Source organism: Fibrobacter sp. UBA4309, assembly GCF_002395745.1.
Classification (GTDB): Bacteria; Fibrobacterota; Fibrobacteria; order Fibrobacterales; family Fibrobacteraceae; genus Fibrobacter.
This window is the reverse complement of the sequence record NZ_DGUN01000044.1, coordinates 78,601-94,213: the sequence shown is the minus strand read 5'-3', so window position 1 is coordinate 94,213 and position 15,613 is coordinate 78,601. Positions and strand designations below refer to the sequence as shown.

The following is a 15,613-nucleotide window of genomic DNA, read 5'->3' as shown; positions in this document are numbered from 1 at the left end:
CTTGGCGGCCGGCTTCTTAGCAGCGGGCTTCTTGGCAGCCGGCTTCTTAGCAGCGGGCTTCTTGGCGGCCGGCTTCTTAGCAGCGACCTTCTTGGCGGCCGGCTTCTTGGCGGCGACCTTCTTGGCAGCGGGTTTCTTAGCAGCGGGTTTCTTTGTTGTAGCCATTGTTTTTTTTCCTTTTTTTGAGGGTTTGTTGTTTGATGACTATAAAATAACTTTATTTTCACAAATAATCAACACTTTTTTTAAATTTTTTCATTTTTTTTTCTTAAGACTATTGACAAAGCAAAAAAATGACATTATGGGATCTCCAAAAAACGTTAGTTAATTTGTATGTAATTTTGTCGTTTCGGAACGAAAAATTTTCGTCGGAGAAAGAAAAAAAGTCCAGCGTAATGCTGAACTTTTTTCAATCCTATCTTTGTGATACTCAATGTTTTAAACGGGACGTTTTACCGAAGCGATGTAGTCGCTGATTCCCTTGACGCCAAGGGAGTACATGTCGACAAACTTGGTCGCGAAGGGAGGAATTTTTCTCGGATGCATGCCCAATGCGTCGTGCATCACGAGAACCTGTCCGTTTGTAAATTTTCCGCCGCCGATGCCGATTGTCGCCGCCGATACCTCGCGAGTGATCTTCGTTCCGAGTTCTTCGGGGATATGTTCCAGCACCATTTCGAAGCATCCGAGGCTGTCGACGAACTTCGCCGCGGCCTCGATGGCGGCAGCTTCTTCTTCGGTTTTGCCTTTCTGCTTGAAGTTCTCTGCGGTCTGCGGCAAAAGTCCCAGGTGGGCACACACGGGAATGTCCTTGCTGCGGAGAAACTCGATGACGCCTTCGGGCGTTCCTTCGAGCTTGACGCTTGACGCACCTAAGTCCATGAATCTCTTTGCGTTATCATATGCCGTTTGTGGATCCTTGTCGCTTCTGTAGGGCATGTCTGCCACGACGTGCGTATTCGGCGCGCCTCGACATACTGCCGCGACGAAAATGAGCATCTCTTCCATGCCGATTTCGCGAGTGCTCTTGTAGCCGAGCATCGTGTTCGCAAGGCTGTCGCCTACGAGAATCTGGTCGATTCCTGCCGCTTCGGCCATCTGGGCGAAGGCGAAATCGTAGGCTGTTATCATGGAAATTTTTTCGCCAGAACTTTTTCTGGCCTTGATCTCTTCTGGGGTCAACATTTTTGCATCTCCCTATATAATATGGTGTCTACAAATATAGCTTTCTGGTATCGTTCAGGAACTGGATGGACTTTATATCTTTCAGAAATCCGATATGGTGTCGCAAGTAGGCGAGGATGGCGTTTTCTGCGAACTGCGGGTTTTCTATTTCGTTGTTGCTCAACAATTTCCAAAAACCCTGGACAGTTTCGGCGCGGGCACGTGGCGTACCGGTACCGAGGCATTCCTGGCACACGAGGGCTCCTGTTTCCGGGAAAAAATCCGCCGCGGGAGCGTCAAGGGACTTTCCGCAACGGGAACAGGTACCGAGATTGAGGTTGTAACCCCACATGTCGCATGTTTCCATGAGCCAGTTGACAAAAATATTGGACTTGGGAAGATCTTTCGCGTGTTCGAATTCGTCTGTCGCGCGCTCGAGCGATGCGAATTCCGATTCGAGGGGAACTCCCGCCGGGGCGTATCGCAAGATAATCTCTGCCATGACCTGGGCCTTGGCGAGGCTCAGCAAGTCTTCGCGCATGTTCTTTCGCCAGTCAAGGAGTGTCGCTTCCCTGATGAACTGCAGTTCTGCATTCGGGTTCTGGCGGAATATGACTTCGCTCAGGGCGAGCGGGTCGAGCGCCCCCTTGAACGGGGACTCCTTGCGCTTACCACCCTTCACGATGAAGGATACGATGCCGCATTCCTCGGTAAGCGCCTTCGCTATCCAGCTGGAATCGCTGTAGGCGTAGCGGTGCAGGACTATGGCGCGGGTTTTAATCATAGACGAAAGATCGCTTCGCTGGTAGACGATAGACGAAAGAATTGTATTTGTTGATATACCAAGCAATTTTATGAAGAATTTTGGACAGGTATATCTATCGTCTTTCGTCTATAGGGCCGAAGGCCCGTTCTTTCGTCTATTTCGCTGGGAACGGGGGCCAGCCCATGGCTTGTCCGCCCACGACGTGCAGGTGGATGTGGAACACGGTCTGTCCGGCGTCGGCCTTGCAGTTGAACACGAATCGCGCGCCGCCCTCTTCGAGGCCGAGGTCCTTGGCGATGAGCTGTGCGCGGTAGAGCATCTTGCCCACGAGCTCGCAATCTTCGGGCTTCATGTCCATGATGGTGGAAATGTGGCGTTTCGGCACCACGAGGAAGTGCACGGGCGCCTGCGGGGCGATGTCGTAGAAGGCGAACACGTCGTCGTCTTCGTAGATTTTCTTGGAAGGGATTTCTCCCTTGATGATTTTGCAGAAAAGGCAGTTTTCACTCATAGTATATATAATAGTAGCAAAAAATGGTATATTGTGCCTGTGATGTCCTTTTTACGCAGAATTTGCGCCGCTGTTTTTGCCCGTACCGCTTACGGGGCGCTTCGTCTTGCCGCATGGAAACGGAATACGGTGTTTGCGAACCTGTGTCATGCTGGTATCGAAACGGATGCTGTCCGTGCCGGGAAGCTCTATCGGGAAATTCTCCGTAACTTGACCCGCCATGTAGGGGAACTCCTGTTCCGTTTCGTTACGTTCAAGCGCCTGCCAGCAGACTTTTCGGCTTATCCGTGCTGCATTGACGGCTGGAATTTCGATATTGCGGAAGGTTCGGCTTCGGTGCTCAAGAAAATGCGGAGCGGCGGAATCTTTTTGACTGCCCACTACGGCAATTACGAGGCGATTGGCCCTTGGCTCTGCTGCCTGGGTATCCCGCTTGTGGCGAGCTATATTCCCGTGAAACCTTCATGGCTCAACCGCATTTTGGAAGGCCGTATCCGAGCCGTCGGTGGTCGCCGTTATTCCGTCGACGCCCGCACTCCGCGTGAATTTTTGCGGCTGCTGGATTCAGGGCAGCTTTTTTGCCTGCTTGCCGACCAGGACAGTCGCATCCCGAGCGCCATCGACGGGGAATTCCTGCAGAAACCCGTCTACAACAACCCGCTGCCTGGATTTTTACTGAAGCACCGTCCCGGAACGCCCGTTTTTGTCTGCTGGCTCGAAGAACGCGAAGATGCGGAGAAGGTCTTGCATGCCGTCGAAATCGAACGCGAGTCGGTGATGGATGCCTATAACGCCTGGCTCGGGCGGCAAGTTCGCGAAAACCCTTGTCTCTGGTACGGATTTACGCACCGGCGCTTCTGGGGCAAGTCCCCGGAAATCTACGGGCGGCGTAACGGCCTGCGGTAGAATGCGGGAACCGGCTGGTTGATAATCGGCGCAAACGGCGAGAACTTTATCAAGAGATGGACCGGTACGAGTACCGCCAACGAGAAGAGAGTCATTACGGTGGTGAAGGCGAAAAGCTTTATGTCGTTTGCGGGGAGCAAGGAGGCTTCTTGGAACCATTCATTGGCGATTACGTACTTGAAAATGGGGAATGTGCAGCCCTGGTGGAGGGCGAGCAGGACGAGGTTCATCTCGACGGGCCTTGCGAAGACCGGATTGGAGAATGCCCTGCAGAGGAGCGTGAATCCGATAGAGCCGACAAGCGCGCAGGGTAGTGTTATATAATAGGCATTGTAGATGCGCAGGAACATTTCGAGGTGCGCGGAATTCGTCCTGTAGTTGTAGGTACTTAATATATAGGTGACGGCCATCAGCGCAATGCCCACCAGCAGGGCGGGCAAACGCGACCTGGTGAGGAACCCGTAGACGGCGGAGAGCTTCTTGTGGCGGAATACGTAGCCGGAATAGGTATAGATAATGCCGAACAGCGCGGCATCGAAGTTCCAGACCAGCGCCACATTATAATATGTGTTGAACGCGATTCCCAGGGCGAGGCAGGCAAGGCTGGCGAGACCCATCGGGATTAGCCTGTCATGGAAGAGCTTGTAGAAACCGAACAGGAGGATGTCGGTAAAGAATAGTGCCGGCAGGAACCAGATGGTAAAGGCCCTGGCCTGGTTTATGACGCGAGACAGCCCGATGATGAAATAGTGGTTGGGGAGCGTAACGTCGAGGAGCGTGTAGGCGAGGGCTTCGCTCAGTACGCACAGGATTCCCAGGCCGAGCATCGGGAGGATGTACCGGCGGAGTTTTTTCGACAGGAATTCCCCGAATGTCTGGTTGCCCATTTTCAGGGTCATCCCGTTCAAAAAGTAGAATAGGGGCAGATGAAACGAAAAAGCGAAAGCGACAAGAGTCCCTTCCTTGTATCCGTGAGTGAACATCACTAGCACGATGGCGATAAACTTGGCTACATCGATGTATTCAATTCTTTTTGATTCCATTGGCCTAAAAATAGCATTATGTCAAAAAATTGAAAAAATGTTTTGCTATATTCGGAAGACCCCCGAATGGGGGTGCGTACGGTAACGGCCGTGCGGCTGTGTAAACCCAGGGCATTCATGACCCTAAAAACCGGAAACGGAATCTACAAGTAGGATTATCAAATGGATTTTTCTGCAGTTATCGCCGAAGAACTGAACCTCGAAGTGTGGCGCGTGGCAAAGGCGCTCGAACTCATGGACCAGGGGGGCACGGTGCCCTTCATCGCCCGCTACCGCAAGGACCAGACGGGTACGCTGAACGAAATTGAACTTCGCGACATCAGCCACCGCCGCGATTACCTGCAAGAACTTACGGACCGCAAGGAAACCATCCTCAAGAGCATCGAGGAACAGGGAAAGCTGACTCCGGAACTGAAGGCGCAGATCGAGGCCTGCAAGGACAAGACTCTCCTTGAAGACATTTACGCCCCGTACAAGCCCAAGAAGCGCACCCGCGCGACCATCGCCAAGGAACTCGGTCTTGAACCGCTGGCCCGCCTGATGTGGGCTCAGGAAAATACCGGCAACACCGCCGAAGAAATCGCCCGTATCTACCTCTCCGAGGAGAAGGGCCTTGCCGACCCGAAGGCCGCCCTCAAGGGAGCTGCCGATATTTTGGCCGAAGAAGTGGCTGACAATACCGAATTCCGCCAGTACCTCCGTGCCAAGATGGAAAAGACCGGCGTGATGGTTTCCAAGGTCAAGAAGGATTTCGAGAAGCAGGAGACGAAGTTCAAGGACTACTACGACTTCAGCGAGCCGGTCAGCAAGATTCCGAGCCACCGCATGCTTGCGCTCCGCCGTGGCGAAAAGGAGAAGGTGCTGCGACTTTCCATCGAAGTTCCAACCGACGAAATGGTCGGCTACCTCAAGACCCAGATTATCAAGGGCGACTCCGTGTGGAAGCCCTACCTCGAAGACATGTGCCAGGACGCCTGGGAACGCCTGCTGCAGCCGAGCATGGAAAGCGAAGTGCGCCTGCTGTTGAAGGACGCCGCCGAAGAGGAAGCGTTCAAGGTGTTCAGCAAGAACCTGCAAGACGTTCTGCTTGCCGCCCCCGCGGGCCACAAGTCCGTGCTTGCGCTCGACCCGGGTTTCCGTACCGGCTGCAAGGTGGCTGTGCTCGACGAGAACGGCAAGTTCCTCGACCACGGCATCATCAAACCGCACGAACCGCACAACGACAAGGCTGGTGCGGCAGTGTACCTGATGCAGCTTATCGACAAGTACAAGATAGATTTGATTGCCATCGGTAACGGTACCGCGAGCCGCGAGACCGACGCCTTCTGTGGCGAGATGGCTTTGAAGTTCAAGGGCAAGGTTCCGCCGCGTGTCATCGTTTCGGAAGCCGGCGCCTCTGTTTACAGCGCAAGCATGATCGCCATCCAGGAATTCCCGAAGGAAGACGTGACCACCCGTGGCGCGATTTCGATTGGCCGTCGTCTGCAGGACCCGCTGGCCGAACTCGTGAAGGTGGACCCGCAGTCTATCGGTGTTGGACAGTACCAGCACGACGTGAACCAGCGCGAACTCAAGAAGCGTCTGGACGAAGTGGTGGAAAGCTGCGTGAATATGGTGGGCGTGGACGTGAACAGCGCTTCTGCTCCGCTCCTCTCCCATGTGGCGGGCCTCAGCAACACGCTCTCCGAATCTATCGTGAAGTACCGCGAAGACAACGGTGCGTTTGCAAGCCGTGAAGACCTGAAGAAGGTGAAGGGCTTCGGTCCGAAGGCCTTTGAGCAGGCTGCGGGCTTCATGCGCATTCCGGGTGCCGAGAACCCACTCGACGATTCCGCGGTCCATCCCGAAAACTACGCGCTTGTCGAGAAAATGGCCGAGAAGGTCGGTGTTCCCGTGAAGGAAATCGTGGGCAATGCCGAAGCGGTGAAGGCTATCAAGGTCGACGAGTTCCTCTCCGACGAAGTCGGTAAGGCCACTCTCGAAGACATCATGAAGGAACTCCAGAAACCGAGCCGCGACCCGCGCAAGGAATTCCGTTACGCGAAATTCGACGACCGCATCAAGACCATCAACGACCTCGTTACAGGCAGCTGGATGGAAGGCGTGGTCACCAACGTCGCGAACTTCGGTGCGTTCGTGGATATCGGCGTGCACCAGGACGGCCTCGTTCACATCTCCGAAATTAGCGACAAGTACGTGACCGACGCGAAGGAGGTTTTGACGGTGGGCGACGTGGTGAAGGTGCGCGTGGTCGCGGTGGACGCGAACCAGAAGCGTATCAGCCTCTCCATGAAGCAGGAATCTACCGACGGCGTTGCCGGTGCAGGCGCCAGTGGCCCTCGTGGCCAGCGTGTCGGCGGAAACCGCGGAAACTTCGGTGGCCGCGGCCGCGATAACAATCGCGGCAATGCCCGCCCGCAGGGCGGCATCCAGGGCCACGCCACGCTCGCCGATCTCAAGAACAAGATTGCGGGCAAGGAACGTCCGGGCTTCGCTCCCAAGAAACCCGCCGCGCCTGTCCAAGTCGGCAAGCTGAACTCGATGCTGAAACAGATTATGAAAAAAGCCAAATAAGCCGAGAGTCGCAGGAGCAAGGGTCTGCGAGGGACGGAATGGAGGAAAACTTGTTTTTCGACATTTCGGAGCCGAAGCAGACCGATGCCGAAGGCATCCAATAACTTGCTCCTATGACCGAGGCGCTCAGGATTGCGCTACGAAGTAGCGCCACGCTAAATAAGACCGTTCGCGCTAGACTCTGTAAAACAAGCACAGGGCTGGCGCTCACTCTCGCAACCGCCCTCGGTTAACACCCGAGGGCTTTGTTGCTCACGGGATTACGCTAAAACATTAAACAAAAAAAGACGCGGGCGCCAAGCACCCGCGTCTTTCATTTCCAGTCCTTGTTACTGGCGCCCGGTCACGCGGTAGCGCCGCACCACTCCGTTCTTCTCGGTGCGTATGAACAGCGCTTGCTCCTTAGCATCGAAGTAAAGCTTCGGTGCGGAATTCCCCACGGCATTCACGCCCGGCAACCTCCCGATGGCGAGAATCGTGTCTTGCGCGGTCGTGTCGGTGACGGTCGTATCGGTGGTGGTCGTGTCCTCCGGATTCTGCGTCGTCGTGTCGGGCGGCGGTGTTTGCGTCTTGAGAATCTCGAGCATCGTCTCGGCGTAGCGCTTGCCGAACGTCTCGTAGCCTTCGCGCGTAAAGTGCAACGTGTAGCTCGCTTCCTTCAATGCGGGGCAGCCCTGTGCCGAAATCAGGTGTCCGTTCGGAATCAGGTCGGCAGCCTGCTTCACGGCGTCGTTACGCCAGCCGAGGTCGCCCGTGGGGGCCAGCTCGCCAATCAATATCGGTGTCTGTTCGGGGTCGAGTTCCAGTTCGGCAATCAGGTCGTCATACACCTTCTTCACGCGGCTCGGCCAGTCGTTCATCTGGTAGTCCGCCTCTCCCTGGTGGAAAAGGAATCCCTTGATGACGCCTTTCTGCTTTGCGATCTTGCCCATCTCCACAATGCGCTTGTACACGTCGCCGCCGTATTCGTCCAGGTACTGGATCCACCAAGTGTCGCCCTTGTTCTTCGCGTTTTGAACGTATGTCTTGTTGCGGTCCTTGTCGAACAGGTCAATGCTCTGTCCGCCAATCGCGATGTTTGCCACCGCCACCTTGATGCTATCCGGGAGGTTCGCGACCATGGTGCGCCCGAAGATATCGGCGATGCCCACCTTGGACTGGCTATGTCCCATCGGAGGTGCCGCCGGGTAGAATTCGCCCACCGTCTGGTTCGAATGTTTTGCCGCGCGCAACACGAGGAAGCGCGGGTCCTGCACGCGGTCCTTGTCGGTGACGGTCGCTTGTCCAGACATGTTGGATTGCCCGTAGGCGAGGTAGATATGCAGGTTAGGATCCTGCGCGAAACTTGCCGCAATCAAGGCGGCAAGCAAAAAGACGATTTTTTTCATCGTTTTGTCTCCAAAGTTCAAACCCGCTATAATAATAGTAATTACTCCGCGGATGGGCTGTTGCGGTAACGTTATTGCACGGAAAAGGGAAATGCCCGTTGTGTAAAGATTTCCTCGATATAATATTATGTGCCTACAGAGAGTGATTTTCGTCAAAAAAACGACGAAAACACCTCTTTAGAGGGGCCTAGATGTGTAAAAATTTCGCGGCCCTATTGCGTGCTGTGTAAAAATTATTTATTTTAAGGGCATGTGTATAGCGGTTGAACATCTGTTTGATTACGATGACTTCAGAAAGTTCTTGCAGGACTATTTTGAAGAACAGAAAAAGATGCGTGCGGTCTTTTCGCACCGCTTCTTTGCAGCCAAGGCTGGTTTTAGTTCTTCTTCGTACTGTTTGAACGTCATTCGCGGACGTTTCAACTTGACGCCGAAGTCTATCGAGAAAATAGCGAAGGCCATGGAGTTCGAACCGCTGCAGAAGGCGTATTTTGAAGCCCTTGTCCAATACAATCAGGCTCACCAGGTAGATGAACGCGAAAATGCCTGGGAACAGATTGTCCAGATTCGCAAGCAGATTGAGTTTACGCATATTTCCAACAGGGAACAGGAATATTTTGCCAAGTGGTATTATCCTGTAGTCCGCGAGGCTGCGGTCAACAGCAACTGGAATGGGGACTTTACCGTTCTCGCAAGGACTATCGATCCGCAGATTACTACCGAAGAAGCCCGTGACGCCGTGAAGAATCTCGAAGCCTGGGGCCTTATCCGCAAGGTGGACGAGAACCGCTACGAAGAAACGTCCCAGATGCTGGATGCGACGGAGGTCGCCCCCATCGCCTTGCGCCAGATTCGCCGCGAGTACATGCAACATGCCATTGGTGCGGTAGAATCGAAACCGAAAAATGAACGCTTTGCCGCATTCACGACGCTTGCCATGAGCGAAAAGTCGTATGATTATGCGGTGGAAATACTGGAAGAAGCTCGCAAGAAAATCATTGCGCGTGCAGCGAATGACTTGAATGTTGAACGTGTTTACGAAATGATGCTTGTTGCTTTCCCCATGAGTAAGAAAATGGAGAAGGAGGCAGAAAAATGAAGTTTGTGAGTAAGAAAACAACTGCGTTTGTCTCTGCGGCGCTTTCTGCCGGTTTTATTGCCTGTAGCGACAGCTCTACGAAGGATGTCGCTGGCGGTGTTACCGATATCGGAAATTCCTTGGCCTATACGGGTGTCGTTGTTGACCAGAACGGTGCGAAGGTTGAGTCTGCCCGAGTGGTCGCCTACTATGATAGCTGGGAACAGACTTCCATTGTGGACTCGGTCGTGACGAGCACAGATGCGAACGGAAAGTTCGAAATCATGGTGGATAGTGGAGCCTCGTTTGTTCTGTTTGCTTCGCATGACAACGAATGCGGCTATGCCAAGGTGTCCGCCAATTCGCAGAACCAGTCCATTGCTATCGGCAGCCGCAAGAACCTGACCAGCAGCGTGAACGGCAAGACTGGCGGCTTTATGCGAGTTGTTGGTAATTATGCGAAGGTCCCGCTGCAAAATGACGGCTCCTTCGAGTTCAACAGCTTGCCTCCTGGAGATATCTCGCTCGTTTATGTCGAAGACGAGGCTCCGCAGGCGCGTCTGGATTTCACTACCACGGGTACGGAAAAGTCCTTGACTATCCCTGCCCTGGAAATGTGGAATGCCGACCGCCGCTGGCTCACTATCGGGGATGCCCGCTACTATACCGGCAACTCGTTTGGCGGTATCAACGTGTTTGTTCCCGAAGGCATCAGGCTCCCGGAAGAGACTCCTGTCGATACCACGAAGGATACGGCTGTAGTCGAACCGGCGGATACGAATTCGATTCGCTTGCACATGGACGGTGATGCGGCTGTCTACAATAACGACAATACCGTGGCGACCAGCGTGAACTATGTGGATGGCGTTTCGGGCCAGGGAATCCTGCTTGCCCAGGGCCAGTTCGTCGAGCTGAAGGATATCGATCCTAGCGCTGGAGACTTTACGATTTCGCTGTGGACCAATTGGAAGGGATCTACTGAGCCGGCTCCCCAGACCGTGGGCTACCAAACGGGCGGATTCCCGACGGGCGGATACCAGAACGACGCTTTGCAGCCCGGAGTTTACCAGGGTGGGGGATATCCGGTCGCGTACCAGGTGCTTTTTGCGCAGCGCTCTTACTGGAGTGATTCGACTTCCAGGATCCAGATGCAATACGATCCATCGGTGGGTAGGGCGCTTACCGTGGTCAGCAATGGGCTGGACCTGTCGACTGGGTATGCCTGGCTTGCCAAGGCCGATACGGAATACGGAGGAGTTCTTCCTGTCGATACCTGGACATTCCTTTCTCTCGTGTATCAGGACGGCAAGCTGTTCTTCTACGTGAACGGGGAGCTTGTCAGCAGCCCGGTCGGTATTGCCTTTGTTCCTTCGCCGGTGTCTGAACCTGTACCTTTCCGCATTGGCGGAACCGAGTTCGCGAGCGATACCTGGAACGGTGTGCTGGACGAAGTGACTATCGACTTCTTCGCACGCAGTGCCGAATCGATCAAGGCGGAATACCAGAAGCTTGCAAAATAGAGCTTAGTTGGCTGAACCTAGAGCTTGGAAAAAGAAATGGCCCCGTCAATGACGGGGCTTAATTGTTATTGGGTAGCGTCTATGCTTCGGCTCGGTCATAAGAACGAACGAGTTCGTTCTTGCGACACTCGCCTTGTGCATTACGGACGCCTACGTTTCACTACGGCGTCTATGCTTCGGCTCGGTCATAGAAAAATGCAAGCATTTTTCTGCGACTCTCGCCTTACGCATTACTCGTACTTGATAACGCCGGCCGGGCAGGAGTCAGCAGCGTCCTTGATTTCGCTTTCGTAAGCGGAGAAATCAACGCCTTCCTTCACCTGCATCTTTTCCGGAACGGAGAACACTGCGTCGCAAGTAGCTTCGCAGGCGCCGCAAGAAACGCATTCATCGCTGGATTCGTCCAGCCAAACTTTCGTGATTGCCATATAATTACCTCTTTTGTATGGTTGAATTATGGCTATAATATAATAAAAACATTGCCTGCGAAAGTAGTTTTTCTAAATTTGTGGGCGTAAATTTAACGTCACACGATAACCCCCCGAGAGGACATCGCAAAAGATGAAAAAAGTGGTTGTAAAAATTGGTGGCAGCCTGGCAATCGACGAAGCCAAGCTCGCTGATTTTGTGTCGGCAGTCTCTACACTTCCCGGTAGTGGCTGTCAGGTGGCCGTGGTTCACGGCGGTGGCAAGGATATTAACGAGAATATCGCCTTGCTCAAGGAACAACCGACATTCATTGATGGCCTGCGAGTGACGACTCCCGGCATTATGAAGATGGTCGAGATGACCCTCTCTGGCCACGTGAACAAGAAGCTTGTGCGCATGCTCCTGAACAACGGCTGTGGCGCCGTCGGTATTTCGGGCGTAGACGCGAACCTGTTCCAGGTCGAAAAGAAGCAGGGCAAGGTGGACCTTGGCCTGGTGGGCGAAATCAAGAAGGTGAACCCGGGCATTGTGACCGCGCTCTGGGGTGCGGGGTTTGTTCCCGTAGTGAGCCCGATTTCGATTGGTCCCGACGCTAACGGTAACGGTGTGAGCTGGAACGTGAACGCCGACACCGCCGCTTCTGAACTGGCTGTGGCGCTCGAAGCCGACCAGTTCGTGTTGGTGAGCGACGTGCCGGGCGTGATGGACGAAAACAAGAACGTGATTCCCGAACTGAGTGAGGCGGACGCCGAAAAGCTGATCGAGGCTGGCGTCATCTCCGGCGGTATGATTCCCAAAGTCCGCGAGAGTTTCAAGTCGATCCGACGAGGACTCAAGAGTATCCACATCGTGGGTTGGAAGGACGCGGAACACTTTGGTAAACAAATTAATGGAGATTTAAACTATGGCACAATCTTGCGCTAACCTGTTCGAACAGGACAAACAAATTATCGCGCCGCTCTACGGCAAGGCAGACATCAACTTCGTGAAGGGCGAAGGCTCTTACCTCTATGACGACCAGGGCAACAAGTACCTGGACTTCGTGGCGGGTATCGCCGTGAACGCGCTCGGTCACCAGAACCAGGCCATCAAGGATGCTGTGGTGGAACAGATGAACCACTTCAACCACATCAGCAACCTCTACCCGAACTACCCGCAGATCGAACTGGGCAAGGCCCTGTTGGAAATCACCAAGTTCGACAAGGCCTTCTTCTGCAACTCGGGTACCGAAGCCAACGAAGGCTGCATCAAGTTTGCACGTAAGTACTTCGACCGGAAGGGCGAAAAGAACCGGCAGAAAATCATTACCTTCGTGAACAGCTTCCACGGCAGGACATACGCCGCGCTTTCTGCGACAGGCCAGCCGGCTATCAGGGAAGGCTTCGGCTCCATGCCGGGCGACTTCGTGCATGTGACTTGGAATGACTGCGCTGCCTTGAAGGCCGAAGTCAACAAGGACACTTGTGCCATCATGCTCGAAAGCCTCGCGGCCGAAGGCGGCGTGATGACGCTTTCGAAGGAGATGGTCGAAACCATCAATAGCCTGCAGAAGGAATTCGGCTGCCTCGTCATCGTCGACGAAGTGCAGGCGGGCGTGGGCAGGCTCGGAACCTTCTGCGGTTTCGAAAAGTACGGCCTGAATCCGGACCTCGTTTCTTTGGCGAAGGGCATCGGTGGCGGTCTTCCGCTCGGTGCGGTTCTCCTGCGTCAGAAGATTGCCGACCAGCTCAAGGCCGGTGACCACGGTACCACATTCGGCGGTAACCCGATTGCATGCGCCGCAGGTCTTGCTGTCGTGAAGCAGATTCCAGGACTCCTCAAGAACGTGGCCGAACGTTCTGCCCAGATCAAGGCGGGCCTCAAGGCTCTCGTCGAGAAGTATGACTTCGCCAAGGAAATCCGCGGCGAAGGCCTGATTCTCGGTGTCGCGCTTGACGAATCCATGCCGGTGGGTAACATCATCGCCGCCGCTAGGGCCGAAAAGCTTATGGTGCTTAGCGCCAAGGGCAACGTGCTGCGTATGTTGCCACCGCTGAATGTGTCGGCTGCTGAAGTGGACGAAGCCCTCGAAAAGCTCGGCAAGGCTTTTGCCGCAGCCCCGAAGGCCGCCGCGAAGTAATCTTTCTAGGGAATTGCGTCGATTCCTTCAAATACGATATCGTCGATTTGCAGGTAGGTTCCGCTCCTGATGAAGATGGAGAAGAATCCTATCTCGGTTGCGATATCGCTGAAGTGAACCTGGTAACTTTCATCCCGCAGGGTTTCCTCGCCGGGACGGAATACAATTTCGCGCCAGTTTTCGCTGGCTTCGGTTTTCCATAGGGCCTTGCGGAACGTGTTGTCGCCGATTTCCTTGTAATGCTCCAGCGCTACGAAGAATTTTCCGTCGCCGCGGACCTTCATTCGAATGGCGGTGAGGCGCGACAAGTCGTAATGTGCCGTGTCATGCCCGAGGTGCGTACCGAGCATGACGTAGCCCGTATCGGAAAGGTCGAACTTGAGCGAGATGAATTTTCCCTGCTTGCCGTCCTTGTCTGTTGCGTCTTCAAGCGTACCGCCGAAACCGGAAACGGAATCCGGGATGATGAATTTCGCTTTGCCGACAGCGGCAAAATACCAACCGAAATTCGGATGGACTTTTGCTAGGTTGTTCAAGCTGTCTCCATCGTCAAAGTCCTCGAATGCGAATTCCTGCGTGATGTCGGGAATGCGGAACAGCGTGTCTGCGGTGGAGCCTGTGTCGAGCGTGACGGTCGCAATAAACGAATCGCCTGCGACAACGTTGAACATACCTGCCGGTACATGGGCGAACGTGTATTCGCCCCCGCTGCGGAGAGCCGCGTAGGGCGTGGAGTCGAGTGCGAGTGCGTCAAAGAGTGCGGCGTAGTCGGCTTCCGCAGCGCCCGTGCGCACCGTGAGGCTTGCCGAAGCGTAGAGCGGGATTTCTGTCTGTGCGGTGTCAAGCGGTGTCCAGGTCATCAGCGAGGAATCTTCGCCCGCGATGCCTTCGACGAATACATCGTTGGCGAGGGTGTCGGCGGAAATCGCGAATTGGGCGATGCCTGCGGTGTCGGCTTCTGCGCTGCCCAATACGGCAAGCGAGCCCTTGGCATACAGCGTGAGGCGCGCACGGGGTACCGGCGTGCGGGAAGCGTCCACTACGGTAAACGCGATCCCGTTCGTGGTTTCGCTCGTGGCTCCGGCACTGTCCGAATGCGATTCGGAACATGCCCAGAAAAAGGCGGCGAAAAACATCAATGCGAAAATACGAACCATCATCAATCCCTTTTCTTCATCATCGGGAACAATTGGAAATTTAGTTGATAAACGCTGTCGCAAATCTGGGAGGGCATCGAATTTGCCACTTTTACGATGGACCTGCGCGCGTCTGCGAGGATGTCGCGGATTTTCTGGACCTGCGAGGAGTCGAGCGCCATGGTGAGCGTGCTGATGTCGCGCTCCTCCTTCGGGGTCTCGGCAATCGAGCGGTGCGCCAAATCGGCGATGCTCTTCTGGTAATCGCTGATGGAAGCGCTCAGCCAGTGCTCCTGTGTCTTCAGGTGTGCATCTGTCGGGACAATTCGGCCGTCTTTTCTCTGGTGTGCAAGCCCCAGCTGCAACAACGCTTCCACTGCGTTTTCCACCTGGTTTGCGGTGAGCTTCGGAATGCAGCTCTCCCCGAGAGCGGCGGCGTGTTCCGGGCTGTGGTAGTCGAATACGTCCAGCGCGGAGCGGATCATCGGGTAGAACCATTGCTGGAAATAGCGGTATCGAGCCTCGTCCAGTTCTCGGCAACTCGACGGACGCATCTTCTGGAGCGCTTCGAAATGCTTACGGACTTCTTCGTCATTTTTCGCTTTCGCGTAGGCGACCATCTCGCGGAAATATTCCGCCTTGCCTTCCTTGTAGCGGAAGAACTGTACGAAGGTCCCGATGTTCTTTGAGGAAACGTGGCGCTTGCCCTGCAAGATTTTCAGGAGGAGGCTTGCGTCCATGTCGACCGCCGCGGCGAACACGCGGTAACTGAAAGTCGGATCGAGCGACTTCTCCAGTTCGTAAAAATCCGACAGGAACTTACGGTAGTCGGAGTAGTCGTAGATGTTAATCTTGTTCCTTGCAAACATGGGCAAACCTGCATTTAAAAATACATTTCTTTTTATAAATAAACATCGATTTGGCCTGCCGTGTGCCCGAATTTTTGCGGTTGTGTTGACATTTTTGTCCACACCTGATG

General features: G+C 54.4%; 14 protein-coding genes. 6 read left to right on the top strand and 8 right to left on the bottom strand.

Features of this window, described 5'->3' with window-relative positions:
- Positions 1 to 438: 438 nt before the first annotated feature.
- The 3 genes from panB to B3M32_RS05260 all read right to left on the bottom strand — a co-directional run bounded on the left by panB (position 439) and on the right by B3M32_RS05260 (position 2,441).
- Entirely contained in the window at positions 439 to 1,185 is a 747-nt protein-coding gene (gene panB / locus B3M32_RS05270; RefSeq protein ID WP_290744027.1) for a 3-methyl-2-oxobutanoate hydroxymethyltransferase, read from the bottom strand.
- A gap of 28 nt (positions 1,186 to 1,213) precedes the next feature.
- Complete coding sequence (gene recO, locus B3M32_RS05265; protein ID WP_290744026.1) at positions 1,214 to 1,948, bottom strand: DNA repair protein RecO; 735 nt, start codon at positions 1,946 to 1,948, stop codon at positions 1,214 to 1,216.
- Positions 1,949 to 2,084: 136 nt separating this feature from the next.
- Complete coding sequence (locus B3M32_RS05260; RefSeq protein WP_072808426.1) at positions 2,085 to 2,441, bottom strand: histidine triad nucleotide-binding protein; 357 nt, start codon at positions 2,439 to 2,441, stop codon at positions 2,085 to 2,087.
- A gap of 42 nt (positions 2,442 to 2,483) precedes the next feature.
- On the opposite strand from B3M32_RS05260, the gene B3M32_RS05255 reads away from it, so the two are divergent.
- Positions 2,484 to 3,347, top strand: coding sequence for a lysophospholipid acyltransferase family protein (locus B3M32_RS05255; protein WP_290744047.1), 864 nt, complete (start codon positions 2,484 to 2,486; stop codon positions 3,345 to 3,347).
- Here B3M32_RS05255 and B3M32_RS05250 read toward each other — a convergent pair.
- Complete coding sequence (locus B3M32_RS05250) at positions 3,320 to 4,390, bottom strand: acyltransferase family protein (RefSeq protein WP_290744025.1); 1,071 nt, start codon at positions 4,388 to 4,390, stop codon at positions 3,320 to 3,322. The genes B3M32_RS05255 and B3M32_RS05250 overlap by 28 nt on opposite strands.
- Positions 4,391 to 4,552: 162 nt before the next feature.
- Here B3M32_RS05250 and B3M32_RS05245 point away from each other — a divergent pair, with 162 nt between their 5' ends.
- Positions 4,553 to 6,964: a Tex family protein gene (locus tag B3M32_RS05245; protein WP_290744024.1), complete on the top strand. Its 2,412-nt coding sequence runs from the start codon at positions 4,553 to 4,555 to the stop codon at positions 6,962 to 6,964.
- A 329-nt stretch (positions 6,965 to 7,293) separates the two neighbouring features.
- Here the strand turns inward: B3M32_RS05245 and B3M32_RS05240 are convergent, their stop codons facing one another.
- A complete protein-coding gene (locus tag B3M32_RS05240; RefSeq protein ID WP_290744023.1) occupies positions 7,294 to 8,352 on the bottom strand; it encodes a sialate O-acetylesterase in 1,059 nt (352 codons plus the stop codon).
- Between the two features lie 250 nt (positions 8,353 to 8,602).
- Here B3M32_RS05240 and B3M32_RS05235 point away from each other — a divergent pair, with 250 nt between their 5' ends.
- Entirely contained in the window at positions 8,603 to 9,451 is an 849-nt protein-coding gene (locus B3M32_RS05235) for a TIGR02147 family protein (protein WP_290744022.1), read from the top strand.
- Positions 9,448 to 10,950, top strand: a complete 1,503-nt coding sequence (locus B3M32_RS05230) for a LamG-like jellyroll fold domain-containing protein (protein ID WP_290744020.1) — start codon at positions 9,448 to 9,450, stop codon at positions 10,948 to 10,950. Before B3M32_RS05235 ends, B3M32_RS05230 begins: the two co-directional genes overlap by 4 nt.
- 230 nt (positions 10,951 to 11,180) lie before the next feature.
- Here B3M32_RS05230 and B3M32_RS05225 read toward each other — a convergent pair whose 3' ends face one another.
- Positions 11,181 to 11,378 (bottom strand): ferredoxin, encoded by a 198-nt coding sequence (locus tag B3M32_RS05225; protein ID WP_088636941.1) that lies wholly within the window; start codon positions 11,376 to 11,378, stop codon positions 11,181 to 11,183.
- Between the two features lie 133 nt (positions 11,379 to 11,511).
- On the opposite strand from B3M32_RS05225, the gene argB reads away from it, so the two are divergent.
- A complete protein-coding gene (argB, locus tag B3M32_RS05220) occupies positions 11,512 to 12,303 on the top strand; it encodes an acetylglutamate kinase (RefSeq protein WP_073115270.1) in 792 nt (263 codons plus the stop codon).
- Positions 12,284 to 13,498, top strand: a complete 1,215-nt coding sequence (locus tag B3M32_RS05215) for an aspartate aminotransferase family protein (RefSeq protein ID WP_290744019.1) — start codon at positions 12,284 to 12,286, stop codon at positions 13,496 to 13,498. The genes argB and B3M32_RS05215 overlap by 20 nt, the downstream gene beginning before the upstream one ends.
- Positions 13,499 to 13,503: 5 nt before the next feature.
- On the opposite strand, the gene B3M32_RS05210 is transcribed toward B3M32_RS05215, so the two are convergent.
- Complete coding sequence (locus B3M32_RS05210) at positions 13,504 to 14,658, bottom strand: CIA30 family protein (protein WP_290744018.1); 1,155 nt, start codon at positions 14,656 to 14,658, stop codon at positions 13,504 to 13,506.
- On the bottom strand, positions 14,658 to 15,503 hold the full coding sequence (locus tag B3M32_RS05205; RefSeq protein WP_290744046.1) for a TIGR02147 family protein: 846 nt from the start codon (positions 15,501 to 15,503) through the stop codon (positions 14,658 to 14,660). The genes B3M32_RS05210 and B3M32_RS05205 overlap by 1 nt, the downstream gene beginning before the upstream one ends.
- Between the last annotated feature and the right edge of the window lie 110 nt (positions 15,504 to 15,613).